General features: G+C 63.6%; 25 protein-coding genes. 17 read left to right on the top strand and 8 right to left on the bottom strand.

Features of this window, described 5'->3' with window-relative positions:
* The first annotated feature begins 3 nt into the window (after nt 1-3).
* The 12 genes from JQ574_RS01640 (at nt 4) to JQ574_RS01585 (ending at nt 10,705) form a co-directional block, all read left to right on the top strand.
* A complete protein-coding gene (locus tag JQ574_RS01640; RefSeq protein WP_212205683.1) occupies nt 4-579 on the top strand; it encodes a DUF6505 family protein in 576 nt (191 codons plus the stop codon).
* A complete protein-coding gene (locus tag JQ574_RS01635; RefSeq protein WP_212205685.1) occupies nt 576-1,598 on the top strand; it encodes a DUF6352 family protein in 1,023 nt (340 codons plus the stop codon). The genes JQ574_RS01640 and JQ574_RS01635 overlap by 4 nt, the downstream gene beginning before the upstream one ends.
* 25 nt (nt 1,599-1,623) lie before the next feature.
* Entirely contained in the window at nt 1,624-2,154 is a 531-nt protein-coding gene (locus JQ574_RS01630; protein WP_409363373.1) for a DUF3305 domain-containing protein, read from the top strand.
* The gene (locus JQ574_RS01625; protein ID WP_212205687.1) at nt 2,151-2,846 is read left to right on the top strand and encodes a DUF3306 domain-containing protein; all 696 of its coding nucleotides are present in this window, start codon (nt 2,151-2,153) and stop codon (nt 2,844-2,846) included. The genes JQ574_RS01630 and JQ574_RS01625 overlap by 4 nt, the downstream gene beginning before the upstream one ends.
* A 146-nt stretch (nt 2,847-2,992) precedes the next feature.
* Nucleotides 2,993-3,805, top strand: coding sequence for a Cro/CI family transcriptional regulator (locus JQ574_RS01620; RefSeq protein ID WP_212205696.1), 813 nt, complete (start codon nt 2,993-2,995; stop codon nt 3,803-3,805).
* 41 nt (nt 3,806-3,846) lie between these two features.
* Nucleotides 3,847-4,071 (top strand): hypothetical protein, encoded by a 225-nt coding sequence (locus JQ574_RS01615; RefSeq protein WP_212205698.1) that lies wholly within the window; start codon nt 3,847-3,849, stop codon nt 4,069-4,071.
* A gap of 13 nt (nt 4,072-4,084) precedes the next feature.
* Nucleotides 4,085-7,051: a formate dehydrogenase subunit alpha gene (locus JQ574_RS01610; protein ID WP_212383203.1), complete on the top strand. Its 2,967-nt coding sequence runs from the start codon at nt 4,085-4,087 to the stop codon at nt 7,049-7,051.
* A gap of 14 nt (nt 7,052-7,065) precedes the next feature.
* On the top strand, nt 7,066-7,662 hold the full coding sequence (gene fdh3B / locus JQ574_RS01605) for a formate dehydrogenase FDH3 subunit beta (RefSeq protein WP_212205702.1): 597 nt from the start codon (nt 7,066-7,068) through the stop codon (nt 7,660-7,662).
* Between the two features lie 65 nt (nt 7,663-7,727).
* Nucleotides 7,728-8,738 carry a formate dehydrogenase subunit gamma gene (locus JQ574_RS01600; RefSeq protein WP_212205705.1) on the top strand — a complete coding sequence of 337 codons (1,011 nt, stop codon included), beginning with the start codon at nt 7,728-7,730 and terminating at the stop codon, nt 8,736-8,738.
* A gap of 34 nt (nt 8,739-8,772) precedes the next feature.
* A complete protein-coding gene (locus tag JQ574_RS01595) occupies nt 8,773-8,928 on the top strand; it encodes a hypothetical protein (protein WP_212205707.1) in 156 nt (51 codons plus the stop codon).
* A gap of 12 nt (nt 8,929-8,940) precedes the next feature.
* Nucleotides 8,941-9,339 (top strand): gamma-butyrobetaine hydroxylase-like domain-containing protein, encoded by a 399-nt coding sequence (locus tag JQ574_RS01590; protein ID WP_212205709.1) that lies wholly within the window; start codon nt 8,941-8,943, stop codon nt 9,337-9,339.
* A gap of 52 nt (nt 9,340-9,391) precedes the next feature.
* Nucleotides 9,392-10,705: a c-type cytochrome gene (locus JQ574_RS01585; RefSeq protein WP_212205711.1), complete on the top strand. Its 1,314-nt coding sequence runs from the start codon at nt 9,392-9,394 to the stop codon at nt 10,703-10,705.
* Nucleotides 10,706-10,769: 64 nt separating this feature from the next.
* On the opposite strand, the gene JQ574_RS01580 is transcribed toward JQ574_RS01585, so the two are convergent.
* Nucleotides 10,770-11,687 carry a LysR family transcriptional regulator gene (locus JQ574_RS01580; RefSeq protein WP_212205974.1) on the bottom strand — a complete coding sequence of 306 codons (918 nt, stop codon included), beginning with the start codon at nt 11,685-11,687 and terminating at the stop codon, nt 10,770-10,772.
* 102 nt (nt 11,688-11,789) lie between these two features.
* Between JQ574_RS01580 and bla the strand changes: the two genes are divergently transcribed.
* Both bla and JQ574_RS01570 read left to right on the top strand, forming a co-directional pair.
* Nucleotides 11,790-12,686 carry a class A beta-lactamase gene (gene bla, locus JQ574_RS01575; protein WP_212205713.1) on the top strand — a complete coding sequence of 299 codons (897 nt, stop codon included), beginning with the start codon at nt 11,790-11,792 and terminating at the stop codon, nt 12,684-12,686.
* A 664-nt stretch (nt 12,687-13,350) separates the two neighbouring features.
* Nucleotides 13,351-13,566 carry a hypothetical protein gene (locus JQ574_RS01570; protein WP_212205715.1) on the top strand — a complete coding sequence of 72 codons (216 nt, stop codon included), beginning with the start codon at nt 13,351-13,353 and terminating at the stop codon, nt 13,564-13,566.
* 23 nt (nt 13,567-13,589) lie between these two features.
* Here JQ574_RS01570 and JQ574_RS01565 read toward each other — a convergent pair whose 3' ends face one another.
* The 6 genes from JQ574_RS01565 to JQ574_RS01540 all read right to left on the bottom strand — a co-directional run bounded on the left by JQ574_RS01565 (nt 13,590) and on the right by JQ574_RS01540 (nt 19,555).
* Nucleotides 13,590-14,375 carry an ABC transporter permease gene (locus JQ574_RS01565; protein ID WP_212205717.1) on the bottom strand — a complete coding sequence of 262 codons (786 nt, stop codon included), beginning with the start codon at nt 14,373-14,375 and terminating at the stop codon, nt 13,590-13,592.
* Nucleotides 14,372-15,184 (bottom strand): ABC transporter permease, encoded by an 813-nt coding sequence (locus JQ574_RS01560; protein ID WP_212205976.1) that lies wholly within the window; start codon nt 15,182-15,184, stop codon nt 14,372-14,374. The genes JQ574_RS01565 and JQ574_RS01560 overlap by 4 nt, the downstream gene beginning before the upstream one ends.
* A gap of 124 nt (nt 15,185-15,308) precedes the next feature.
* Nucleotides 15,309-16,370, bottom strand: coding sequence for an ABC transporter substrate-binding protein (locus JQ574_RS01555; RefSeq protein ID WP_212383200.1), 1,062 nt, complete (start codon nt 16,368-16,370; stop codon nt 15,309-15,311).
* Between the two features lie 38 nt (nt 16,371-16,408).
* On the bottom strand, nt 16,409-17,716 hold the full coding sequence (locus JQ574_RS01550; protein ID WP_212205721.1) for an FAD-binding oxidoreductase: 1,308 nt from the start codon (nt 17,714-17,716) through the stop codon (nt 16,409-16,411).
* Between the two features lie 13 nt (nt 17,717-17,729).
* Nucleotides 17,730-18,428, bottom strand: a complete 699-nt coding sequence (locus tag JQ574_RS01545; protein WP_212205723.1) for an HAD family hydrolase — start codon at nt 18,426-18,428, stop codon at nt 17,730-17,732.
* 44 nt (nt 18,429-18,472) lie between these two features.
* Entirely contained in the window at nt 18,473-19,555 is a 1,083-nt protein-coding gene (locus JQ574_RS01540) for an ABC transporter ATP-binding protein (RefSeq protein WP_212205725.1), read from the bottom strand.
* 256 nt (nt 19,556-19,811) lie between these two features.
* Between JQ574_RS01540 and JQ574_RS01535 the strand changes: the two genes are divergently transcribed.
* Nucleotides 19,812-20,759 (top strand): LysR family transcriptional regulator, encoded by a 948-nt coding sequence (locus JQ574_RS01535; protein WP_212205727.1) that lies wholly within the window; start codon nt 19,812-19,814, stop codon nt 20,757-20,759.
* A gap of 10 nt (nt 20,760-20,769) precedes the next feature.
* Here JQ574_RS01535 and JQ574_RS01530 read toward each other — a convergent pair whose 3' ends face one another.
* Nucleotides 20,770-21,318, bottom strand: coding sequence for a cupin domain-containing protein (locus JQ574_RS01530; RefSeq protein ID WP_212205729.1), 549 nt, complete (start codon nt 21,316-21,318; stop codon nt 20,770-20,772).
* A gap of 161 nt (nt 21,319-21,479) precedes the next feature.
* Between JQ574_RS01530 and JQ574_RS01525 the strand changes: the two genes are divergently transcribed.
* Both JQ574_RS01525 and JQ574_RS01520 read left to right on the top strand, forming a co-directional pair.
* Nucleotides 21,480-22,808 (top strand): aspartate aminotransferase family protein, encoded by a 1,329-nt coding sequence (locus JQ574_RS01525; protein ID WP_212205731.1) that lies wholly within the window; start codon nt 21,480-21,482, stop codon nt 22,806-22,808.
* Nucleotides 22,809-22,879: 71 nt separating this feature from the next.
* The gene (locus JQ574_RS01520) at nt 22,880-24,145 is read left to right on the top strand and encodes a D-amino acid dehydrogenase (RefSeq protein ID WP_212205740.1); all 1,266 of its coding nucleotides are present in this window, start codon (nt 22,880-22,882) and stop codon (nt 24,143-24,145) included.
* Nucleotides 24,146-24,419 lie beyond the last annotated feature (274 nt).

Raw genomic sequence — 24,419 nt, 5'->3', positions numbered from 1 at the left:
GACATGCTGAAGCTGCCGCGAACCATCAGGCTCGACCCATCGGATACGTTCGTATTCGAGCGTGCTGCGGAACCCGGGGAATGGGCGGTTTCCGGCGTGTTCGTGTTCTGGAACCAGGATCCGGCTGATCTCGCCCAGAAGCAGCGCGTGGCGCTGCGCTCCGGATTTCTCGGGATCGAAAGTCTGGGATGGTCGACGCTGGCGATCGTGACCGAGGCGACGGAAGCGGAGCGGCAAGCCGTGGTCGATCGGCTTGCGGCGCAATTGCTGGAGAAGTTCGGCGCGCCGGATCTGAAAGTCGCGCGCGGCGCCGCCGAAGAAGAGGTCGCGTTTGCGGCTTCGCTGTGCGATCACCCGGCGCAGACCTTGCTCGCCGTGCAACGCAGCATCGAGGATGGTGAAATCCGCGAGCGCTTTCGCACCCTCAAGCCGCGCGAAGCCGCGGGCGATGCCGACCGGTTGCACGCGCATGCCAGCGCCTTTACCTTTCATGAGATCGAAGGCGACGATGAACCTGCCGAGGAGGTCGATCTGCTGGGATTGATGGGAACTGAACAGAAAACCGGAAATCGCAAATGAGAGAATTCTGGGTAGCGTCCGGCCATCATCTGACGCGGCGCGCCGATCACGGCGGGTTGATCGCGACGCCTGAACTGATCATGGCCTATCTGGCGCGGCCCGAATTGATGCCGCCGGAGGACGCCTGCGAAGCCGAGCGGAACCTGCACGCGGGCCTGTTGGCCGATCCGCTCCGTTCGGTTTCGAAAGCCGATATCGCCGCGCTCGCCGATCCCGATGCGCGCGAGAACTGGACCTTTATGATGAATTTTCGCGACCGGCTGGTCGCGGCTCCGTCACTCGAGGCGGTCTATATCAACCTGGCCCGCAATGGCGCCGGCGACCTGCCGCCGATTTTTGTCTCGCAGCTCTGCCATCTGATCCTGCGCAACGCGCTCGAAGGCTGCGACGATCCCTACATGCTGCGCGCGGCCGAACTGTTCTATCGCAGCCAGCAGGCGGCGTTTCATGAGGGCACGCTGTTGCTTGCGGACGCCGAAATCGTCGAGGCGCAGCAACAGGCAGAACATGACCTGCATGCGTCGCCGCTCACGGCGATGCTGGCGCCGCCAAAGGCGTTCGGCGAGATGGATGTGATGGACGACGAGAACGCCTGGACATATTGGTCGCGTTCGGATGCGCATGCGATGGTCATGAACATCGGCGGCAATCCGAAGGCGCGCGCCGGGCTTTGCCGGGTGATCGAGCGATGGATCGCCCATCTGCTCGGCGTTGCCGTCAGCGTCGAGACGGTTCCTTCGATCGAAGACCGCGACTGGCGCTGGTTTGTCGGTCTCGACAGCGAAGGCACTAAAATCGGCAATGCGCTGTGGAACGGCACGTCGGTGAACGCCAACGCCGCCGAGCGCATCGTCGCGCTGATGCGTCTGACCATTGCGGATACGCGGCTGGTGGATGAACGCGTCGGCAGCAAACCGGTTTACCTCATCCTGGCGATGGGGGCGGACAAGGTCGTCCGGCTGAAGCCGCAAAATCTGGTCGCCGGGCTGCCGCTTGCGCCAAAGGCGAATGTGGCATGATCGGCTGGTGCACGGAGGATCGCGCATGGCGATGACCGCATCCCGCGAAGTGGGTGTGGTGGTGCGGCGCCGCGCCGTCGATAATCCATGGATCGATCATATGTGGTCGCCGGCGATGGTGCTCGACGAGGTGCCGGCAACCGCGCCATGGACCGTGCTGTCCACTGAACCGGATGCGACGATGTATTACGCGGGCGCCGCCAGCATCGACCTGTTCAGTTCCGACACCGCCAATTACCGCGACAATCTCGCCGACGGCGAACCGCGCATCTGGATCGCGCTGCGGCGACAGGCCGGCGGATCCGAACTCGAACTGACCAAGGTGACGGCCGATCCGACCGAAGGGGAGGCGATCTTCGAAAGCGGTTGCGACGTCATCGGCACGGTTCCGATGCCTGCGGAGATCGCGGCCTGGATCGCCGCCTTTGTCGATGAGTTTCATGTCGAGCGGGTGTTCCACAAACGCAAGCGCGATCGTGCCGGCGGCGAGCGCCAGCCCGGCCCAGAGAATCGTAGGCTGGATCGCGGCCCGGACGAAGGGACAGGGCGCACATGAGTGCTCCGGACCAGGGTGACGACAAGGGCTTTTTGGCGCGATGGTCGCAGCGCAAGCAGGAGGCCAAGGAAGAGATAAAGCAGCCCGAGCGCGAAACGCCCGTTGCCGATGCCGAAGTCGCTGCTGCTCCGGCGACCGAGGCCGAGGCGGCTCCCGAAGAGTTCGATCTCTCCAGCCTGCCATCGCTCGATGAACTGACGGCGGAAACCGATATCACCGCGTTTCTGCGCAAGGGCGTTCCCGAACATCTGCGCAATGCGGCTTTGAGAAAATCCTGGGCGCTGGATCCCGCGATCCGCAACTACGTCAATCCCGCGCTGGAATACGCCTATGACTGGAACACGCCAGGCGGCGTGCCGGGCAACAGCGAACTCGGCACGGGCATCGATATCGCCCGGATGGTCACCCAGATCATGGGCACTGCGAATCAGGCCCCGGCCGAGCCGCCGGCTGCCGCCGAGGTCCCGGCGGAGATTGCCAAGGAAACTGAATCTTCCGGCCAGCCAAAGCCTGATCTACCGGATCAACCGCTGAGATTGAGCGGTCAGCCGGAGCCCGCGGAGCCGAATCATTCGAGCGCCGACGAGCCAGTCGGCCTCGAACCAGTGCAGGAGCCGGTCTCCGTGGCCTCCGGTTCTGTTGCACCGCAACAGCCGGTGCGACGCCATGGCTCGGCAAAACCTGTTGTTTAGACAAAAGTTTTCGAGACATAGGCAACGCCTATGATACAAATTTAGGACTGGAATAATTCCAGTTCTAAATTGTATGCCCGATTAAGAGGCATTCGATACGGGACACGGGACACTGGGCGTGAGGCTGGGGAGAAGTCGGGTTCACCATGCGTGACGCCGGACTGGAACAGGCAATCAGGGCAGCGGGTGGCGTCGCATCGTTAGCGCGAGCGATCGGCATTGCGCAGCCTTCGGTTTCATCATGGTCGCGGATTCCCGCTGAGCGGGTTCTCGCGGTCGAGGCCTTGACGCGCGTCGAGCGTTCCGTGCTTCGCCCCGATCTCTACGGATCATCCGAGGCCCAAGTGTCCGTCAACGGATTATCCAACGTGTCATCGAAACCGGAAGTCGACGAGATCGATCAGCTGCGCGCCGCGGAATACGGCTTGCTGTCGCTGCTGCTCGGCAAGGCGCCGGACGCGGGCACGCTGGCGCGGGTCGCGCAATTGAAGGGCGACGCCTCCGATCTCGGCATGGCGCATGTCGAACTCGCCGTGGTCGCGTCAACTGTGGACGACCGCGCCGCCAGCAAGGAATTCTTCGACCTGTTCATCGGGCTCGGGCGCGGCGAACTGCTGCCCTATGCCTCCTATTACCTGACCGGCTTCCTGCACGAGCGCCCGCTGGCGCGCGTCCGCGAAGACCTGGACCTGCTCGGCATCGAGCGTGCCGGCCCCTCGCGCGAGCCGGAAGACCACATCGCGATTCTGCTTGAGGTGATGGCAGGCCTGGCGCGCGGCGACTTCGAGGCGGAGTTCTCCGAACAGGCGCGCTTCTTCGACCGGCATCTCAAGCCGTGGGCGGCGCGGATGTTCGTCGATCTGGAGATGTCCGGGACCGCCAAATTCTACCGTGCCGTCGGCCGCGTCGGCCGCGTGTTTATGGAACTGGAAGCCGAGGCCTTCACGCTGTCCGAGTGACGCGCAAAGGCAATCGAACGTTTGAAGTGGAGGAGACCGCGATGAGCAAACCATCCGACAAGGCGCCGGCCGACAAGCTGCTCGATGCCAAGGGGCTCGATCGTCGCCGCTTGTTCATGATGGGCGGATCGGCAGTCGCTGCAGCGGCCGTGGTGCCGCTGGCGGGCGGCGAGGCGGTCGCGGACGAGGCGCAGGGCGAGCGCGTCAAGGCCCGCTACAAGGAAACCGATCACGTCAAGAATTTCTACCGCGTCAACCGCTATTGATGGGACCACGCACATGTTGATGAAGCGAAAAGACGGATCCGCAGGCAAGGCGCGTTTGCAGGGTGTCGCCGCCGGCCTGGCTTCGGGGGTTCTCGACCGCCGCACGTTCCTGCGCCGGTCCGGTCTGGCTGCAGGCGCCGGCGCCGCGCTCGGCTTGATGCCGCTCGGTTCGGTGCGCAAGGCAGAGGCCGGCCCAAAGATTGTGGGCAAGCCGACGGAAATCAGAAAGAACATCTGCACGCATTGTTCGGTCGGCTGCACCGTGATCGCCGAAGTACAGAACGGCGTCTGGGTCGGCCAGGAGCCGGCCTGGGACAGCCCGATCAACCGCGGCTCGCATTGCGCCAAGGGTGCCTCAGTGCGCGAACTCGTGCACGGCGATCGCCGATTGAAGTACCCGATGAAGCTCGTCAACGGCGAATGGCAGAAAATATCGTGGGACGTCGCCATCAACGAGATCGGCGACAAGATGATGGAAATCCGCGCCAAGTCCGGCGCCGATTCCGTCTATCTGCTCGGCTCCGCGAAATTCTCCAATGAAGCGGGCTATCTGTTCCGCAAATTCGCGGCGTTCTGGGGCACCAACTCCATCGACCACCAGGCCCGCATCTGCCATTCGACCACCGTCGCCGGCGTCGCCAATACCTGGGGCTACGGCGCGATGACCAATTCCTACAACGACATGCGCAACTCGAAGACCATCGTCTTCATGGGCTCGAATGCCGCCGAAGCTCATCCGGTGTCGCTGCAGCACATCCTGACCGGCAAGGAGATCAACCGCGCCAACGTCTTCGTGCTCGATCCGCGCTTTACCCGGACCGCAGCCCACGCCACCGAATATGTGCGCTTCCGCAGCGGCACCGACATCGCTGTCATCTGGGGCATGCTGCACCACATCTTCGCCAATGGCTGGGAAGACAAGGAATACATCAAGCAGCGCGTCTACGGCATGGACCAGATCCGCGCCGAAGTCGCCAAGTGGACGCCGGAAGAGGTCGAGCGCGTCACCGGCATTCCCGGCGAACAGGTCAAGAAAGTCGCCGAGACCTTTGCGAAGCAAAAGCCGTCGGCCTTTGTCTGGTGCATGGGCGGCACCCAGCACACCGTCGGCACCGCCAACGTCCGGGCTTATTGCAACCTGCTGCTGGCGACCGGCAATGTCGGCACCTTCGGCGGCGGCGCCAACATCTTCCGCGGCCACTGCAACGTGCAGGGCGCCACCGATATCGGCCTCGATATCGTGACGCTGCCGCTCTATTACGGCCTGGTCGAGGGCGCCTGGAAGCACTGGGCGCGGGTCTGGGAGGTCGAATACGATTATCTGCAGGCGCGCTTCGACGAAGTGCCGGCCAAGGCGGGCCGTCCGGCCCGCACCCGCAAGCAGAACATGGAACTGCCGGGCATCCCGTGGACCCGCTGGTTCGATGCGACGCTGGCCAATCCTGATGATGTCGATCAACGCGATGCCATCAAGGGCGTGGTCATCATGGGGCATGGCGGCAATACCATCCCGCGCATGACCGAGATGGTGAAGGGCCTCGAGAAGCTCGAACTGCTTGTGGTTGCCGATCCGCATCCGACCACGTTCGCGGCGATCTCGGAGCGCAAGAACGGCACCTATCTATTGCCCGCCTGCACCCAGTTCGAAACCTCGGGCTCGCGCACCGCTTCCAACCGCTCGCTGCAATGGGGCGAGCAGATCGTCAAGCCGATCTTCGAATCCAAGGACGATTACGAGATCATCTACCTGCTTTCCAAGAAGCTCGGCTTCGCCGATCCGATGTTCAAGAACCTCAAGGTGGAGAACAACCGTCCATCGCCGGAAGAGCTGCTGCGCGAAATCAACCGCGGCGGATTCTCGACCGGCTATTCCGGCCAGTCGCCAGAGCGGCTGAAGGCGCACATGAAGAACCAGGGCAAGTTCGACCTGGTGACCCTGCGCGCCAAGGCCGACGAGCCCGAAATCGGCGGCGACTATTACGGCCTGCCGTGGCCGTGCTGGGGCACGCCGGAGATCAAGCATCCGGGAACGCATACGCTCTACAACACCAACCTGCACGCCAAGGACGGCGGCGGCACGTTCCGGGCGCGGTTCGGCGTCGTCTATGAAGAGAAGCAGCCGGACGGTTCGGTGAAGAACGTCAACATGCTGTCGGAAGGCTCCTACAGCAAGGGTTCGGAACTCACCGACGGCTATCCGGAGTTTACCTACGGCGTGCTGAAGAAGCTCGGCTGGGACAAGGATCTCACCGCGGCCGAACTGGCGACGATCAACAAGATCGGCGGCAACAACCCCGACGGTGTCGGCTGGGCCGTCGACCTGTCGGGCGGCATCATCCGCGTCACGCTTGAACACGGCGTGATGGCCTATGGCAACGGCAAGGCCCGCGCGGTGGCGTGGAATCTGCCGGATCCGGTGCCGGTTCATCGCGAGCCGATCTACACCTCTCGCCCCGAACTCGTCGCCAAATACCCGACGCGCCCGGACGGCCGTCAGTTCCGGATGGCCAATCTCGGCTTTTCGGTTCAGAAGGCCGCGGTGGACAAGGGGCTTGCCAAGCAATTCCCGATCATCCTCACGTCCGGACGTCTGGTCGAATATGAAGGCGGCGGCGAGGAAACCCGGTCGAACAAATGGCTTGCCGAGTTGCAGCAGGACATGTTCGTCGAGGTCAACACATCAGATGCTGCGGAACGCGGCATCAAGGATGGCGGTTGGGTCTGGGTCTACGGCCCGGAGAACTCATCGAAGGCTCGCGTCAAGGCGCTGGTCACCGACCGCGTCGGCAAGGGCGTAGCCTTCATGCCGTTCCACTTCTCCGGCTGGTTCCAGGGTGTCGACCAGCGCAGCAAATATCCGAAGGGCGCCGATCCGATCGTGCTCGGCGAAAGCGTGAACTCGATCACGAGCTACGGTTACGATCCGGTCACCGGCATGCACGAGGGCAAGGTGACCCTGTGCCAGATTCAATCGGCGTGAGGGGAGAATAGATCATGGCTCGCGTCAAATTTCTCTGTGATGCCGATCGTTGCATTGAATGCAACGCTTGCGTGACGGCCTGCAAGAACGAACATGAAGTGCCGTGGGGCATCAATCGCCGCCGCGTCGTCACCATCAATGACGGCAAGCCCGGCGAACGCTCGGTGTCGATGGCCTGCATGCATTGCACCGATGCGCCATGCGCCGCGGTCTGTCCGGTGTCGTGCTTCTACACCACCGCCGACGGCGTGGTGCTCCACTCCAAGGACCTGTGCATCGGCTGCGGCTATTGCTTCTACGCGTGCCCGTTCGGCGCGCCGCAATACCCGAAAGTCGGCAATTTCGGCTCGCGCGGCAAGATGGACAAGTGCACCTATTGCGCGGGCGGCCCGGAAGCGGACTCCACCCCGGCCGAATACGCCAAATACGGCACCAATCGTCTGGCCGAAGGCAAGCTGCCGATCTGCGCCGAGATGTGCTCGACCAAGTCGCTGCTCGCCGGCGACGGCGCCATCATCGCCGAAATCTACAAGGAGCGCGTGATGAAGCGCGGTTACGGTTCGGGCATGTGGGGCTGGAAAACGGCTTACGCGGATTCACCGACCGGCTGATGCCTTGGCCGTCGCGCGGCGCGCGGCGGCGCACATGTCACGAGAAACGGGAAGGTCACGGGCCTATGCCAAGCTCTCTTTCACACATCCGGGCGCTATGCGCTGCCATCGGGTTGCTCTTTGTGTTCGCGCATCCTGCAGCCGCGCAGCTGACGTTCAAGCCGACTGCCGAAGCGGTTCAGGAAGACAAACTCCTGAACGCGCTGAAGGAGGGCGACAAGATCACCGGGCGGATATCGATCCCGGATACCATGGCCTCCAGCCTGATCCAGCCCGCGGGCCGCGACTGGCGCGATTTCCAGCGCAGCAAGCTGCCGATCATCGGCGGCGTCGCCATCCTTGGCATGATCGTGCTGCTGGCGATCTTCCTGATGGTGCGCGGCCGGATTCGCGTCGATCACGGTTTTTCCGGCACCAAGATCCTTCGTTTTGCGAGCTTCGAACGCTTTACCCATTGGCTGACGGCGAGCTGCTTCATCGTGCTGGCGCTGTCGGGCCTCAACATCAGCTTCGGGCGGGTGCTGGTCATGCCGCTGTTCGGTGCCGAGGCGTTTGCGACCATGTCGGGCTGGGCCAAGATCGCGCACGACTATCTGGCGTTTCCGTTCATGCTTGGCCTCGCGATCATGTTCCTGATCTGGATCAAGGATAACATTCCCGGGAAGCTCGACTGGCAATGGCTGAAACAGGGCGGTGGCATTCTGGCCAACGGCAAGCATCCGCCGGCCAAACGATTCAATGCCGGACAGAAAGGCATTTTCTGGATCGTGATCATCGGCGGCGTGCTGATGTCGGTGTCGGGCTGGTACCTGCTGTTCCCGTATCTCCCGGGTAATGTCACGGCGTTGCAGTTCTGGACCGTGATCCATGCCGTGGTTGCGATGCTTTTCATCGCGGCCATGCTGGCCCACATCTATATCGGTTCGGTCGGGATGGAGGGCGCGTTCGATGCGATGGGCACCGGCGAGGTCGATCTCAACTGGGCCAAGGAGCATCACGCGCTCTGGGTCGCGGAGGAGCAGGCCAAAGGGCGCGCGCCGTCGAAAGATGGCACGCACGCCGTGCCGGCCGAATGACGATGCGAGCACAGGGCAGTTCGAGGGAAATACGATGAAGAGCTTTCTGGCGGCTTTGGCGTTTGCGGCGATCGCCGCGTTCGGTGTGTCGTCCGTGCTCGACACCATTCAGCAGTCGAGTTCGGTTGCCTACACCACCAGCGGGGCGCGGGTCGGTGATCCCGGCAAGAATCTGATCGGGCCGAACTGATTTTTGGATCGGATGTTGAACGCGCCCAAGGAAGCTAAGGCAGCTGCGGCGTGGCCGGTGGAAATCCGGCTGGTGAAGGACCGCCGCGCCCTTCATGTCAGCTTTGACGACGGTGCCGATTTCAACCTGTCGGCCGAACTGCTCCGGGTGACCAGTCCGTCCGCCGAGGTGCAGGGGCATTCCGAAGCGCAGCGCAAGACAGTCGGCGGCAAGCGCAACGTGACCATTCTCTCCGTCGATCCCGTCGGCAATTACGCCGTGCGGCTCGGCTTCGACGACATGCACAATACCGGCATCTACTCCTGGGCGTTCCTCCACGATCTCGGCATCAACGCCGAGCGGCGTTTTCAGGATTATCTCGACGAGCTCCAGGCCAAGGCCCTCGACCGCGACAGACCGGGCATGCGTTGATCCTCTCTCGCTGCCTTGACGGCGACACGAACGGACGAAACGATCGCCGCGAATGCTCCGTGCTCACACCATCCGCCGCCTCGTAGCGCTGACCTGGACCGCTTTGCTGGTCCTGCCGGCGCTTGGAACCAGCGCCGCCCACGCGCAGTTGCGCGGCCATGGCGGGCCGGTGCGGGCCTTGGCGCTTTCACCTGACGGTGCGAGCGCCATTTCAGGCAGCTTCGATTCAACCGCGATCCGCTGGTCGCTGACATCGAATGCGGCTGAGCAGGTGCTCCGTTTCCACGCCGACGCCGTCAATGCGGTGGCGTTGCTCCGGGATGGTCGGGCCGCGACCGCGGGCGCCGATGGGCGCATTGCGATCTGGACCGCCGGCAAAACCCGCCCCGATGCGGTGCTGGAAGGCCACATCGCGCCGATCGCAGCCCTTGCGGTTTCGCCTGACGGCGCAACATTGGCCTCCGTGTCGTGGGATCAAACGGTGCGCCTGTGGCCGCTCGCGGGCGGCGCGCCGCGCGTGCTGGAAGGGCATACCCAGAACGTCAACGGCGTCGCCTTCGCGCCCGACGGCCGCACCCTGGTCAGCGTCAGCTACGATCAGAGCGTTCGCATCTGGCCGCTGGCGGGCACGTCGCCGCCATCAGTCATTACGATGCCGACCCCGCTGAATGCGGTAGCGATCAGCCGTGATGGCGAAATCGCGGTCGGAGGCGCCGACGGTAGACTGTATTTTCTGGGCAGCGACGGTGCGCGCGCCGGTGACGTTGAAGCCGGCCCGAGGCCCGTGATCTCGATGACGATCTCGCTCGACGGCGCGTGGGTCGCAGCCGCCGGCATTGGTGGCGCGGTCGCGGTGATCGATCGCAAGACGCGCAATCTCGCGCGCACATTGGTAGGTCCGGGGCTGCCGGTCTGGTCGGTGGCGTTTCTGCCTGACAGTCGAACGCTGCTTACCGGCGGTGCTGACAACACCATCCGCCGCTGGAACGCGGTGACCGGAGAACCCGTCGATCCCTTGCTGTTTGAACACACCGCAGACCCGCTGGCCGCGTATGCCGGCGACCGCGGCGCGGATATTTTTCGTGCCTGCATAGCCTGCCACACGCTCGGCGCCGATCAGGCCAACCGGGCAGGGCCGACGCTGGCCGGTCTGTTCGGCCGGCGCATCGCGACCTTGCCGGGTTATGATTTCTCCGACGCGCTCAAGCGGCTCGATATCGTCTGGACGCCGGAGACGGTTTCGAAATTGTTCGAGATCGGGCCTGCGGCCTACACGCCGGGGACCAAGATGCCCGAGCAGCGCATCGGCTCCGAACAGGACCGTGCCGCCTTGGTGCAGTTCCTGGAGCGCGCCACGAAGCGCTAGGGAACACTCGTCACGCCTTGCCCGCCGACCGCGGCTGCAGGGCCAGGAGGCGGCGTGCGCACCACTACCGGCTACGGGTGTTCCGGGTCGGAGTTTCCGCTTTCGCTGCAATCGTTTCAAGCAACCAGTTCTTGAACGAGAGCATCGCAGATGATGGTTGCCGGGAATGCAGCGACGTAATCCAGTAGTCGCCGAGTGTCACTTCGGTCTTGAACGGACGTACCAGCCGCCGCTCACGGACCTCGTCCCGAAACATCTCCGCCGGCAACAACGCAACGCCGGTACCGCGCGCTGCAACGCTTGCGATCGTGATCGATGAATCGAACACCATTCCCTTGATGACGGGACTAAGCAGTCCCGCCGCGGCAAACCAGCGCGACCATTCGTCCTGTCGATAGGAACGCAGCAGCACCTCGCGTTTGAGATCGGCCGGCCGGCTCAGCCTGCGGGCCAGTGCCGGCGCGCAGAACGGAGTAAACGACGCCCCCATCAGGTGGGCCGCGTCCGTACCGTGCCAGAGGCCGTCGCCAAACCTGATGGCGTAATCGAGGCCTTCGCCCGCTATGTCGACGCGATTATTATTGGCGAATAGACGCAAGTCGATCCGCGGATACGCCTTCCTGAAAGTGTCGAGCCGCGGCAGCAGCCATCCCGACGCGAAGGTGCCGACGACGCCGATCGTGATGACGTCCTGGTAGCGACCGTCTTCAAAACGATTGACCGCTTCGTTGAGCCGCCCGAAAGCCTCGACGATGCTGGGCAGCAGTGCTTGCCCTTCGTCGGTCAGCGCGACGCCGCGCGGTAACCGGCGAAACAGCTGGGCGCCAAGCCTGTCCTCCAGCGCTTTCACCTGCTGACTGACGGCGGCCTGCGTTACGCGGAGTTCAAGGCCGGCACGGGTGAAACTCAGGTTGCGCGCCGTCGCCTCAAAGGCTCGTAACGCATTCAGCGGAAGGTGTGAAAGCTTCGTCCTGCGGCGCATTCGTTCGACCCTAGTTTTTCTAATGCCTGCATTCAAAACTGATCGTTTGTCAAGACAGGGCCTTCTGGGCACGTTCCTGCCCACAACCCGGAGGGATTCGAAATGATCAGCAGGAGACAGTTCCACCTTGGCTTCGGCGCAGCACTGATAGCCGCTGATCTGGGCGGCTTACCAAAAGCGGCACGCGCAGCGGCCGCGGATCAACGACTGATCGCCGAGATCAAGCGTCTGGAGAGCGAGAGCGGTGGCCGGCTCGGCGTTTGTGTGTTGGAAACGGCAACGGGTGCGCGTCATGTCCACCGGGGCGACGAGCGTTTCCCGATGTGCAGCACCTTCAAGGCGCTGGCGGCCGCGGCGGTGCTGGCGCGGGTGGATGCCGGGAAGGAGCAACTGATGCGGCGCATAACCTTCGACGCATCCGCAATCGTGGTGTACTCACCTGTGACCGAAAAGCACGTCGGGGGCGACGGCATGACGCTCGCTGAAATCTGCGACGCGGCGATGACACGGAGCGACAACACTGCGGGCAACCTGCTGCTCGCCAGCATCGGCGGACCTCCCGGGTTGACCGCCTTCGCGCGAGGGCTCGGCGATCAGGTCACGCGGCTCGACCGGGACGAACCTTCGCTCAACCAGGCGCTGCCCGGCGATCCCCGCGATACCACGACACCGAATGCGATGGCTTCGAATTTCGAGAGGCTCGTCCTTGGGACTGCGGCGCTGTCGGCTACGTCGCGCGAGCAATTGACGGCATGGCTGGTTGCCAACAAGACTGGCGATACACGATTGCGCGCAGGGTTTGCGAAAGGCTGGCGTGTCGGCGACAAGACCGGCGCCGGTGACCACGGCACGAACAATGACGTTGCCGTGGTGTGGCCTCCCGACGGCGCCCCTATCATCGTCGCGGCCTATCTGACAGGCGCCAACGTTCCCAGCGCGCAACAAAACGCCACCATAGCTTCGATCGCGCGCGCCGTCGCGGCGATGAGACCGGGCTAGGTGCGGAATGCCGGCAAATCTCTCCGCGAAAACGACCGGCGCACTATCGATAGCCGTCGTCGCCATATGCCTTGTGATGCCGAGTTCGGTTCCATCGCTTGCGTCGGACCGGATGTTCACCAGGCGGCCCGCATTCTCGGAGGCGGACCAGCCTGCGCGGATGGCCGCCGAGTGCAGAGAGGTGAGGCCGATGTCGGATGGCGTTCCGGAGCTCGACTACCGGATCGATCTTTCCGTAGCCGGCAGTCTCACGGCGGTAAAGACAGATGGAGTGTTGTGGTATCTCGTGCTGTGTTCTCCGCCCGATGTCCGGATTATGTGCGTGACCTACCAGTCCAATGGCATGGAGACCGGTGACAGGATTATCGTGAGGGGCGGATACCGACGGCGCGATGCCGATCACATCCTCCTAGATCCTTGTTTGGCAACAAGGCCGGAACCTTGATCTCGTCCCTCAGTGAAATCTGCCATGGCGCTGACGGTAACGGGGCCCAGTGCAGTCCATCGGCTTCGAACACGACCGTGCCGTCTTGGTACAATTCCCCGAGCGCGTCAGGGTGCGCTAGAGAAAGCGTGAACGCCGTCTGTGACGCAGTTCACATCCGCGCGTCGGGCTTCACGCTAAGGGACACGTGGGGTGGGCTTCTCCTAACGGAGGTTTGCCATGAACCGTTTGATGCTTTCTGGATTCATTGCAGTCGCCATTCTTGCCGCCGCGATCACCATGCTGCCCTCGCATTCGCTATGGGGCCATCGCGCCACCGGGACAACCGGTCTGGTGTCATCGCCGCAACATTCCTCTTCGACCGCCGCGAACAAGCTCCCGATCGAGGAGTTCGAGGATATGTCGATGGTCTTCTCGCACCCGCCGAAACGCTAACGGCGACGGCCGACCTCACGCAGTCAGCCGCTCTTCTTCTGCCGGGTGCTGGCGATCAGCACCAGCAGGAACGAGGCCGCGGTCATCAGCGTGCTGATCGCGGCTATCGTCGGATCGATCTCGTCGCGCAGCGCGGTGAACATCCGTTTTGTCAGCGGCTGGTATTGGCCGCCTGATATGAACAGGCCGACCACCGTCTCGTCCATCGCCGAGATGAAGGCGAAGATCGCGCCGGTCAGCACGCTCGCCTTGATCTGCGGCAGCGTGACGGCGAAAAAGCTGCGCAATCGGTTCATGCCGAGGCTGCGCGCCACCATCTCTTGCGCCGGATCGAAACTCTGCAGCCCCGCCACCACCGACGTGATGACATAGGGCAGGCCGAGCATGACATTGGCGAGCACCAGTCCCGACATCGTCGCCACCAGTCCAACTTTGGCATAGACGAAGAAGATGCCGACCGCCGTGATGATGATCGGCACCACCAGTGGCAGCATCAGCATCATGTGGACAATGCGCATGAGGCGCATTTTCGAATTGCTGATGGCGTAGGCCGCGGCGACGCCGAGCGGCGTTGCAATCAGGACGGTGAGGGCGGCCACAGCAAACGTGACGCGGGTCGCCTGCATCCAGGCCGCATTGCCGATATACTCCTCGTACCAGCGCAGCGACAGCGATGGCGGCGGGAAGGTCAGGAAGCGGGTGCTCGAAAACGACATCGGCACGATGATCAGCACCGGCAGGATCAGGTACAGCAGCACCAGTGCGCAGAACACGACGAAGACGATGCGGGGGAGCGAGAACGTCTTCATTTTTGCCCCAGGATGCGGTCGAGCGGGATGAACCGGCCGACGATGAGGAAAATGACGAGAACGCTGACCAGCAGCACCACGCCGACGGCGCTTGCGGCGCCCCATTGGTCGTAGAGCTCGACGTTGCGGCTGACCAGCAGCGACACCATCACGGTGCGGCCGCCGCCGAGCAGTTCCGGCGTGATGTAGAAACCGAGGCACAGCACGAACACCAGCGTGGTGCCGGCGAGCACGCCGGGCAGCGACAGCGGCAGGAAGATCCGCCAGAAATTATGCGACGGACTGCCGCCGAGGCTGGCGCCCGCCTGCATCAGATCGTGCGGGATCTTCTGCATGGTGGCGTAGAGCGGCAGCACCATGAACGGCAGCAGGATATGCACGGTCGCCACGACGGTGCCGAACGTGTTGTGCACCAGCGCCAGCGGCTCGTCGATAATCCCGAGATATTGCAGGAACTGGTTGACCACCCCGGTGCGTTGCAGCAGCGCCAGCCAGGCATAGGCCCGCACCAGGACGCTGGTCCAGAACGGCAGAATCACCAGCGCGAGAATCAATACGCTCCATCCCTTCGGCACCACGCTCGCGGCATAGGCGATGGGATAGCCGAGCAGCAGCGCCAGCACGGTCACCAGCAGGCTGATCTGGAAGGTCAGCGAGAAGCTGCGCCAGTAGATGGCTTCGCTGAAGATGCGGCGATAGTTCTCCAGCGTGAAGCCGTCATGATAGATCGACTGCCAGGCGAGCCAGCCTACCGGGAGTACGATCAAGAGCAGGATCACCAGCAGCGCCGGCGACGCCAATGCCAGCATCAGGCCCTGTTCGCGGCGATGGTGGCGCAACGAGAGGTCTGGTGTGGAATGGATCAATGCGGTTTTCCTGTCATGGCCGGATGGCTGGAGCGGGGTGCCGAACTCCGCTCCGGATTATTTTCGCCTATTTCTGCACGAAGGAGACCCAGCGCTTCTCGGCGGCTTCGCCTTCGGGCGACGCCCACCACGCATAGGACATCAGCGCCTGCTTCTTGGCGTTGTCGGGCGCGCTCGGCAGTTGCGCGACGCGCTCCGGCTTGACCACGCCGGTATCGAACGCCTTCGGGTTCGCCGGGCCGTAATCGATGTGCAGCGGCAGATTGGCCTGATGGACGGGATCGACCGCCTCGTTGAGGAACTTGACCGCGGTCGCCAGATTCGGCGCGCCCTTGAGGATGCACAGCGAGGTGCTCTGCAGGATGCCCTGATTATAGGTATAGGCGACCTTGGCGCCTTCCTTGGTCAGCGCGCTGACGCGGCCGTTCCAGGCCATCACCATGTCGACCTCGCCGTCGTTCAAGAGCTGCGCCGATTGCGCGCCCGAGGTCCACCACACCGTGATGTTGGGCTTGATCTCCTCGAGCTTCTTGAAGGCGCGGTCGACGTCGAGCGGATAGAGCTTGTCGGGTGCGACGCCATCGGCCATCAGCGCTGCTTCCAGCGTCGCAATGGGGTGGTTGCGCAGCGCGCGGCGGCCGGGGAATTTCTTCACGTCCCAGAAGTCGGCCCAGCTATTGGGCGCAGCTCCATCAGGATATTTCTTCTGGCTGTAGGCCAGCACGCTCGAATAGAACTCGTACGCCACCGAATAGGCGTTGCGATAGGCTTCCGGCATCGCGGCCGCGTTGGGGATCTTCGAGAAATCGAGTTTTTCGATCAGTCCCTGTTCGCCGCCGCGCAGGCAATAGCCGGTCGGCACGTCAACCACGTCCCAGATCGGCTTGCCGCTTGCGACCTGCGATTTGATCACCGGCCAGGCATCGGGAATGCTGTCCTGGTTGATGGTGATGCCGAGCTTCTTGGCCGAGGGATCGAGGATCGCAACCGTCTGCGCCTTCTGATAGGCGCCGCCCTGCGACACGAAGGTGATCTGCTCGGCGGCGTTGGCCGCAATGCTGGTTGACGCCAAAAGCCCGAGCGCTGCGCCGAACAGCGCGCGTAGTCCTGTGTTGGATGCAACTGCCATCTTCCGTTCCCTCCTGTTATGACCGGGCCTTTGCGTTGCTATTGCCCGATCGCGTCCAAAAACTGGTACCAGCCGGCGACCATTCGGACGGCCGGTTCGCGCAGCGGATAAAATGGAATGACCTTGAGGCGGCGTGCATCGAGCAGGCCGACATCCGGCTGTTCGCCGCGCACGAAGGCCGCGAGATAACGCCCCATCAGGCTGGACATCGCGACCCCGGCGCCGTTGTAGCCCATCGAGAACAGGGTGTGGTCGTCGAGCCGGCCGATATGCGGCATCGAATCCAGCGTCATGCCGACGAGGCCCGACCATTTGAATGCCAGCGGCGTGTCGTTCAGTTCCGGGAAGATGCCGACCATGGCCTTGCGCAGCGCGTCGAACGCAGCTTCCGAATCCTGTTTGCCGAAGGCGCCGCGGCCGCCGAAGATCACGCGATCGTCGACCATGCGGAACCAGCGCATCATCCGCTTGGTCTCGGTATAGGTTCGCCCTGATGGCATCAGGCTGCCGGCGAGGTTATGCGGCAACCGGTCTGTGGCGATGATGGCGCTGCGGAACGGCACCACGGTGTGCTGCATATGGCGCGTCGCGTCGGTCAGGTCGGAATAGCTGTTGGTGGCGATGATGACTTGCCGCGCGCGCACCGCGCCTTCGGGTGTTTCGACAATGGAAAGCCCGTTCTCGCGCCGTATCCGCAGCGCCGGGCTTTCCTGATAGATCGCGACACCGCGCGCCGCGATCCCTTCGGCGAGGCCATGCAGATAATTCAGCGGATGGATGCCGCCGGAACCCGGATTGAGCACGCCGCCGACGAACGCCTTTGAGCCGGTTTCCTCGCGCACTTCATGGGCGTCGAGGATCCGGACCTCCGCATCGCCCATCTCGCGCTTCATCCATTCGGCTTCGTCGATCGCAGCTTTGAGCGTCGCATGGTTGTGCGCGGCCTTGACCTGTCCGGTCCGCGTCAGCCGCGCTGCGGTGATGCCGAATTCCGAAACCAGTTCCTCCACGATCTCGGTCGATTCATACGCGATCTCGTACATGCGCTTGGCCATCGCGCGGCCGTGGGCCGCATCGATGCCGCGGAACGATTGCCGGAATTTTGCGGTGATGACGCCGCCATTGCGTCCGCTGGCGCCCCAGCCGGGACGGTTGGCCTCCAGCACAACAGGCACGAGGCCGCTTTTGGCGATGTGATGCGCAGCGGAGAGGCCGGTATAGCCGGCGCCGATGATGACGACGTCAGCCTGAACCTCGCCCGACAGCACAGGAAAGGTCCGCAACGGCGTCGCCGTGCTCGCCCACAGCGAGTTCGCCGATGCCATTGGGGTCCAGACCTCAGCCATCGCCGCGTGCCCCTCAGTGCCCGACCGCCGCGTCGGCGAAGGCTTTCATGGTGGCGAAATGAAAATCGGGTTTTGTCAGAACGGGCACTTCGGGCGTGCCGCCGAATCCCGCCATGCCCTGGCGGCGCTCGATCCAGCACACTTTATAGCCGAGTTTTCGCGCGATCCCGATGTCGTGGTGCTGGCTCTGCGCCACATGCAGGATGTCGGACTGCTTGTAGCCGAAGGCCGATTGCCGTCCCTTGTTGTAGGCGAAGAATTCCGGGTTCGGCTTGGCGACGCCGGTCTCGTCGGCGCAGACGGTGTCATCGAAGGGGTCGCCGAGCGCGTGGGCGTAGCAGGACAGCGCGACACGATCGGCATTGGTCATCGCCACCAGCCGGAATTTGGTACGCAGGCGCTTCAGCGCCTCGACTGAATCCGAAAACGGCTGCCAGCGCAGCACCGCCAGCTGGAAGGAATCGCAGGCCGCATCATCGGCCGGCAGCCCGAGCTCTTTTGCGAGATAGCGGTAGACGTCGAACATCACTTCGCTGGAGCGCTCCGGATGCGCATCGCGCCCGCGCTTGTAGGAGGCAAAGATCTTGTCGTCGCTGAGTTCAGCGGCGCTCCTTCCGGATATCTTGCGGACGGCGTCGAGCACGCCGGTTTCGAAGTCGATCAGGGTGCCGACGACATCGAAAGTGAGAACCTTGAAATTGCTGAACGACATGGGCGTTTCTTCTCTGGTGTTGGAACTGCGTTGCTGGTGGACGTTCATTCCGCGGCCTTCGGCACGATGATGGTGTCCTCCGGATGGAGGGTCACGGTGAGGGGGCCGCCGACCGGCGGGATGCGGCGATAGGCTTCGTGATGGCTGGGCTGGCGCAGGCTCAGTGCGGTGCCGTCGGGCAGGGCGATAAAAATGCGCAGGCTTTCGCCCTGGTAGACGACGTCGGTGACGGTGCCGGTGAGGCGGTTGAGCGCGGCATTATCAGCGCCGTCGTCGATCAAGAGCTTTTCGCTATGCACCGCCAGCATCAGCCCATCGCCGTTCGGGATCGGCCGGGCACTGCGCAGGGTGGCGGGGCCGAGCGCAACGCTGCCGGCATCGATGCGGCGGACCGGCAGCAGGCTGGCCTCGCCGATGAAACTGGCGACAAAGGAATCCGCCGGATGATCGTGCAGCCGCGCGGGCTGGTCGATCTGGATCAGGCGGCCATCCCTGAGAATGGCGACGCGGTCGCTCATCGTCAGCGCCTCGCGCTGGTCGTGGGTGACGTAGATGATGGTGGCGCCGATGCGCTTGTGGAGCTGGCGCAGCTCGATCTGCATCGATTCCCGCAACTGCTTGTCGAGCGCGGAAAGCGGCTCGTCCATCAGGATCAAACGCGGCTCGAAGATCATCGCGCGTGCCAGCGCCACGCGCTGGCGCTGGCCGCCGGAGAGCTGCGCCACGCCGCGTTCCTCGTAACCGGCGAGGCCGACCATGGCGAGCGCGCCGCGCACTTTCGCCGGCCAATCGGCCTTCGGCAGCCGCCGCGCGCGCAGCGGGAAGGCGACGTTCTCGCCGACGCTCATATGCGGAAACAGCGCGTAGTTCTGGAACACGACGCCGATGTTGCGCTTGTGCGGCGGCTCCAGCGTGACGTCGCGCTTGCCGAAATGGATCGAACCTGAAGTCGGCTGGATGAAGCCGCCGAGCAGGCCCAGGAGCGTGGTCTTGCCGGATCCGGATGGCCCGAGCAGCGAGACGAATTCGCGCGGCGCGACGCTCAGCGTGACATTGTCGAGCGCCACGACGGCGCCATAGTGCTTGCTCGCGGATTTGATTTCGACGCTTTCGCCACCGCTGCCCAATGAACGACCTTCCTGTTGCGCTTCGCCGCTGGCCGCATGAATGCGGCTTCCCGGCGCCCCTGCCGCAAGGCCAAGGGGGTTGAACTGGCATGATCTCAATTTATAGGCGGACGCTTCCCGCGCGACAGGGGCAATCTCCCCCAGCGGTTTGCTCGGAATGCTCCGCTTCCCGGCAGGCCTCCTTGATTGGCAAGGCAATCAAAAATAGGGCGGCCGGGCAATTGCCAAATTATCACTCGCATCATAATCTGAGGTTATGCCTGAGCTTCGCCGGATGCTGCCCTCCAGCAATGCGCTGTTCGTCTTCGACGCCGCCGCGCGCAACGGCAGCTTCACGGCGGCGGCGGCCGAGCTGAACGTGACCCAGCCGGCGGTGAGCCGCATGCTGGGACGTTTCGAGGATTATCTCGGGGTCCGCCTGTTCGACCGTAGCGCCGGGGGCGCGACCCTGACGGAAGAGGGCGAACTGCTCTATCGGCGCGTAACGGATGGTTTTCGCAGCATCGAGAGCGGCCTGGTCGAGATCGAGCGCCGGCGCCGGGGCACCGAAACCGTCACGCTGTCGGTCTCTTCGGCCTTCACCAACCATTGGCTGATGCCGCGCATCGACAAGCTGCAGCGCGCGTTTCCGAACGTCGATCTCCGGTTCCAGCTGATCTCGGGCTCGCTGCGCGGCGCGGTCGAGAACGTCGACGTCGGCATGCGGTTTCGCGACCAGGACGATCCCGAGACCAACGGGGCGCTTGTGATGAAGGAAGTCATGCTGCCGATCTGCAGCCCCGGCTACCGCGACACCAATGTTGCGCGCAAGGCTGCCGAAGGGCGCACCATCATCAAGCTGGCCGACACGCCGGAAGACTGGGTGCGGCAATATCCGGGCGCGCTCACCGGCGCATCCGGTCCCGCCAAGGCGCTGAGTTTTTCGGATTACGCGGTCGTGGTGCAGGCGGCGCTGCTCGGGCAGGGCGTGACGCTCGGCTGGATCACGGTCGTCGCGCATTGGCTGTTGACCGGCGCGCTGGTGCCGGCGTCCGCGAAACTCGTCAGCACGCGCCGGGTCTGCGAACTCGTCACGCCGCGCAACCGGCCGATCCGCCCCGTTGCTGTCGAGATCAGGGACTGGATCATTGCGCAAATGCGCAGCGACATCGTCGCGATCGACAAGCTCTACCCGCGCCTGAAGCTGATGGCCGCCAGCTATTGATGTTGCTCTCTTAGAATGTCGGCGGCGTGCAGGCGCTGATCACTTCGCACGGCTTGGCGCCGACGCAGCGAAACCGGTGCGGCCGGCGGCTCTCGAAATAATAGGCGTCGCCGGGCCCGAGGATGCGGCGCTCGCTATCGACCGTCACTTCGAGCCGGCCCGACAGAACGATGCCGCCTTCCTCCCCATCGTGCACCAGCGGAATGCGTCCGGTGTCGCCGCCGGGCTCGTAGCGCTCTTTCAGGATCTGCAAGCTCCGGCCGAACAGATTGTCGCCGACCTGGCGAAAGGAAATCTTGCCCTTGCCGATCTCGCTCAATTCGTCGGCGCGGTAAAACGCCTTGCGCGGCTGGTCAGGCTCCAGCGCGAAGAATTCAGCCATCCCCATCGGTATGCCGTCGAGGATGCGCTTGAGCGCGCCGACGGACGGGTTCATCTGGTTGGATTCAATCAGCGAGATCGTCGAGTTGGTCACCCCCGAACGCTTGGCGAGTTCACGTTGCGATATCTTGTTGCGGGCGCGGACGAAGCGTAACCGTTCGCCGACATCTATGCTCATCGCAGCCTCAAGGGGTGGTTTGGGGTGTTGAGTGTGTTGCGGATCGAACGAATAATACCCAACGCCCCCAGCAAATTCAATGGCTTGGATGGTATCAGAAAAGGACTTGCTGCACATCATCAACATGATGTCGGGTAGGGAAACCGCACAGGAGCCCACCCATGACGATTCACCAGATTCCCAACACCGTGAAGCTCGAATCGTTCTGGATGCCGTTCACGGCCAACCGTCAGTTCAAGGCCGAGCCGCGGCTGTTCGCCTCCGCCTCGGGCATGCATTACACCACCATCGACGGCCGCAAGGTGATCGACGGTTCGGCGGGCCTCTGGTGCGTCAACGCCGGCCACGGCCGCAAGGAAATCGCAGCTGCCGTCGAGCGCCAGCTGATGAACCTCGATTTCGCGCCCTCGTTCAATATGGGCCATCCCTTGGCGTTCGACTTCGCCGAGCGCCTCGCCGAGATCGCGCCGACCGGGCTCGATCGAATCTTTTTTACCAATTCAGGCTCTGAATCGGTCGATACCGCGCTGAAGATCGCGCTGGCCTATCAGCGCGCCGCCGGCCAGCCGACGCGTACGCGCCTGATCGGCCGCGAGCGCGGCTACCACGGCGTCGGTTTCGGCGGCATGTCGGTCGGCGGCATGGTGAACAACCGCCGCGCGTTCGCGACCCATCTGCCGGGTGTCGACCATATCAGCCACACCCACGATCTCGCCCGCAACGCCTTCGCCAAGGGCCAGCCCGAGCACGGCGCCGAACTTGCCGACGATGTCGAGCGGCTGGTGGCGCTCCATGGCGCCGAGACCATCGCCGCCGTCATCGTCGAGCCGGTACCTGGCTCGACCGCAGTTTTGCCGCCGCCGAAGAACTACCTGCAGCGGCTGCGCACCCTGTGCGACAAGCACGGCATCCTGCTGATCTTCGACGAAGTCATCACCGGCTTCGGCCGCCTCGGCACCCCGTTCGCCGCCAACTATTTCGGCGTCACGCCTGATATGATGACGACCGCCAAGGGCATCACCAACGGCACCGTTCCCTGCGGCGCGGTGTTCGCCAGCCGCAAGATTCACGACACGCTGATGACGGGGCCGCAGGCCCAGATCGAGCTGTTCCACGGCTACACCTATTCGGCGCATCCGGTGGCCTGCGCGGCCGGTATCGCAACGCTCGACATCTACAAGGACGAGGGGCTGCTGACGCGCGGCGCCTCGATGGCCGATTACTGGCAAGAGGGTCTGCATTCGCTCAAGGGCCTGCCGAACATGATCGACATCCGCAATGTCGGCCTGATGGGCGCCATCGAAGTCGCGCCGCGCAAGGACGCGCCGGGCGCGCGCGGCTATGATCTGATGGTCGATTGCTTCAACAACGGCCTCTATCTGCGCCAGAGCGGCGACTCCCTTGCGGTGTCACCGCCTTTGATCGTCGAGAAGAGCCACATCGACGAAATGGTGTCGATCCTCGGCGACGCGATCAAGCGCGTGGCCTGATCCTTGCTCCAACTGCGGCATCGACTATCGTGCGGTGATCGAACGATGCCGCGGCAGAAGCATGAGGGATCGTGAAAGTTTTGATTCTCGGCAGTGGCGTCATCGGCGTCACGTCAGCCTATTATCTCGCCAAAGCCGGCCATGAGGTCACGGTCGTCGACCGTCAGCCGCATCCCGCGCTTGAAACCAGCTTTGCCAATGCAGGCGAGGTCTCGCCCGGCTATTCCTCGCCCTGGGCGGGGCCGGGCGTGCCGGTCAAGGCGATCAAATGGCTCCTGATGCGGCATGGCCCGCTGGTGATCTGGCCCAAGCTCGATCCTGTCATGTGGATCTGGGGCCTGAAGATGCTGCGCAATTGCACCGAAGAGCGGTACGCCATCAACAAGCGCCGGATGATCCCGATCGCCGAATACAGCCGCGACTGCCTGCGCGCGCTGCGCGCCGAGATCGGCATCAAATATGACGAGCGTAGCCTCGGCACGCTGCAACTGTTCCGCAAGCAGAAGCAACTCGACAGCACCGGTGGCGATATCGCGGTGCTCAAGCAATACGGCGTTCCCTACGAGGTGCTGGATCGCAACGGCTGCATCGGTGCGGAGCCGGCGCTGTCGGCCGTCAAGGACAAGTTTGTCGGTGGCTTGCGGCTGCCGCAGGACGAGACCGGCGACTGCCACATGTTCACGCAGGCGCTCGCCGTGGAGGCCGCAAAGCTCGGCGTGCAGTTCAAATTCAACACCACCATCGAGCGGCTGGTCGCCGACGGCGGCAGGATCACCGGCGTCGTCACCAGCGCAGGCTTGTTGCAGGCCGACACCTATGTCGCCGCCCTCGGAAGCTGGTCGACGCGGATGCTCAAACCGCTCGGTATTTCCGTCCCGGTCTATCCCGTCAAAGGCTATTCGATCACGGTGCCGGTGGTCGATGCCGACGGCGCGCCGGTGTCGACCGTGATGGACGAGAGCTACAAGGTCGCGGTCACGCGGCTGGGAGACCGCATCCGCGTCGGCGGCACCGCGGAGATTTCAGGCTATTCCAATAAGCTCGACGCGGCGCGGCGGGCGACGCTCGATCATTCGCTGACCGATCTGTTCCCGCGCGGCGGCGACATCGGCAAGGCAACCTTCTGGAGCGGCCTGCGGCCGATGACCCCCGACGGTCCGCCGGTGATCGGCCCGACGCGCTACGCTAACCTGCATCTCAACACCGGCCACGGCACGCTCGGCTGGACCATGGCGTGCGGTTCGGGGAGGGTGCTCGCGGACATGCTCTCGGGCCGCAAGCCCGATATCGATGTGAAGGAGCTGGCGCTCACGAGATACGATCACCGGTTTGGGTGAGGGGACGGTGCTCTTCGCCGTCATTGCGAGCGAAGCGAAGCAATCCATGCCTCCGCCAACCGCGCTATGGATTGCTTCGTTTGGCTCGCAATGACGACAGGAAAAGCCGCCCTTAGCGCGTAGCCCGCACATGCGGGGGGCCGTGTGGGAAGATGGAGATATCGCTCTGCGCATTCGGGTTACTGGAACCTTATGTGGCACAGCAGGTTCTGGTAACCTAGGCCCAATCTGCTACTTGCGCAGGCTGGTGCCAGGAGTAGTCTGCGCAGAGACG

Source organism: Bradyrhizobium sp. AUGA SZCCT0158, from assembly GCF_018130065.1.
Taxonomy (GTDB): Bacteria; Pseudomonadota; Alphaproteobacteria; order Rhizobiales; family Xanthobacteraceae; genus Bradyrhizobium.
This window is presented reverse-complemented; position numbering and strand designations above follow the sequence as displayed.

What these genes read in the sequence shown, in the direction of transcription:
- JQ574_RS01640 (WP_212205683.1), top strand. Translation starts at nt 4, where the DNA reads ATGCTGAAGCTGCCGCGAACCATCAGGCTCGACCCATCGGATACGTTC.
- JQ574_RS01635 (WP_212205685.1), top strand. Translation starts at nt 576, where the DNA reads ATGAGAGAATTCTGGGTAGCGTCCGGCCATCATCTGACGCGGCGCGCC.
- JQ574_RS01630 (WP_409363373.1), top strand. Translation starts at nt 1,624, where the DNA reads ATGGCGATGACCGCATCCCGCGAAGTGGGTGTGGTGGTGCGGCGCCGC.
- JQ574_RS01625 (WP_212205687.1), top strand. Translation starts at nt 2,151, where the DNA reads ATGAGTGCTCCGGACCAGGGTGACGACAAGGGCTTTTTGGCGCGATGG.
- JQ574_RS01620 (WP_212205696.1), top strand. Translation starts at nt 2,993, where the DNA reads ATGCGTGACGCCGGACTGGAACAGGCAATCAGGGCAGCGGGTGGCGTC.
- JQ574_RS01615 (WP_212205698.1), top strand. Translation starts at nt 3,847, where the DNA reads ATGAGCAAACCATCCGACAAGGCGCCGGCCGACAAGCTGCTCGATGCC.
- JQ574_RS01610 (WP_212383203.1), top strand. Translation starts at nt 4,085, where the DNA reads ATGTTGATGAAGCGAAAAGACGGATCCGCAGGCAAGGCGCGTTTGCAG.
- fdh3B (WP_212205702.1), top strand. Translation starts at nt 7,066, where the DNA reads ATGGCTCGCGTCAAATTTCTCTGTGATGCCGATCGTTGCATTGAATGC.
- JQ574_RS01600 (WP_212205705.1), top strand. Translation starts at nt 7,728, where the DNA reads ATGCCAAGCTCTCTTTCACACATCCGGGCGCTATGCGCTGCCATCGGG.
- JQ574_RS01595 (WP_212205707.1), top strand. Translation starts at nt 8,773, where the DNA reads ATGAAGAGCTTTCTGGCGGCTTTGGCGTTTGCGGCGATCGCCGCGTTC.
- JQ574_RS01590 (WP_212205709.1), top strand. Translation starts at nt 8,941, where the DNA reads ATGTTGAACGCGCCCAAGGAAGCTAAGGCAGCTGCGGCGTGGCCGGTG.
- JQ574_RS01585 (WP_212205711.1), top strand. Translation starts at nt 9,392, where the DNA reads ATGCTCCGTGCTCACACCATCCGCCGCCTCGTAGCGCTGACCTGGACC.
- JQ574_RS01580 (WP_212205974.1), bottom strand. Translation starts at nt 11,687, where the DNA reads ATGCGCCGCAGGACGAAGCTTTCACACCTTCCGCTGAATGCGTTACGA.
- bla (WP_212205713.1), top strand. Translation starts at nt 11,790, where the DNA reads ATGATCAGCAGGAGACAGTTCCACCTTGGCTTCGGCGCAGCACTGATA.
- JQ574_RS01570 (WP_212205715.1), top strand. Translation starts at nt 13,351, where the DNA reads ATGAACCGTTTGATGCTTTCTGGATTCATTGCAGTCGCCATTCTTGCC.
- JQ574_RS01565 (WP_212205717.1), bottom strand. Translation starts at nt 14,375, where the DNA reads ATGAAGACGTTCTCGCTCCCCCGCATCGTCTTCGTCGTGTTCTGCGCA.
- JQ574_RS01560 (WP_212205976.1), bottom strand. Translation starts at nt 15,184, where the DNA reads ATGCTGGCATTGGCGTCGCCGGCGCTGCTGGTGATCCTGCTCTTGATC.
- JQ574_RS01555 (WP_212383200.1), bottom strand. Translation starts at nt 16,370, where the DNA reads ATGGCAGTTGCATCCAACACAGGACTACGCGCGCTGTTCGGCGCAGCG.
- JQ574_RS01550 (WP_212205721.1), bottom strand. Translation starts at nt 17,716, where the DNA reads ATGGCTGAGGTCTGGACCCCAATGGCATCGGCGAACTCGCTGTGGGCG.
- JQ574_RS01545 (WP_212205723.1), bottom strand. Translation starts at nt 18,428, where the DNA reads ATGTCGTTCAGCAATTTCAAGGTTCTCACTTTCGATGTCGTCGGCACC.
- JQ574_RS01535 (WP_212205727.1), top strand. Translation starts at nt 19,812, where the DNA reads ATGCCTGAGCTTCGCCGGATGCTGCCCTCCAGCAATGCGCTGTTCGTC.
- JQ574_RS01530 (WP_212205729.1), bottom strand. Translation starts at nt 21,318, where the DNA reads ATGAGCATAGATGTCGGCGAACGGTTACGCTTCGTCCGCGCCCGCAAC.
- JQ574_RS01525 (WP_212205731.1), top strand. Translation starts at nt 21,480, where the DNA reads ATGACGATTCACCAGATTCCCAACACCGTGAAGCTCGAATCGTTCTGG.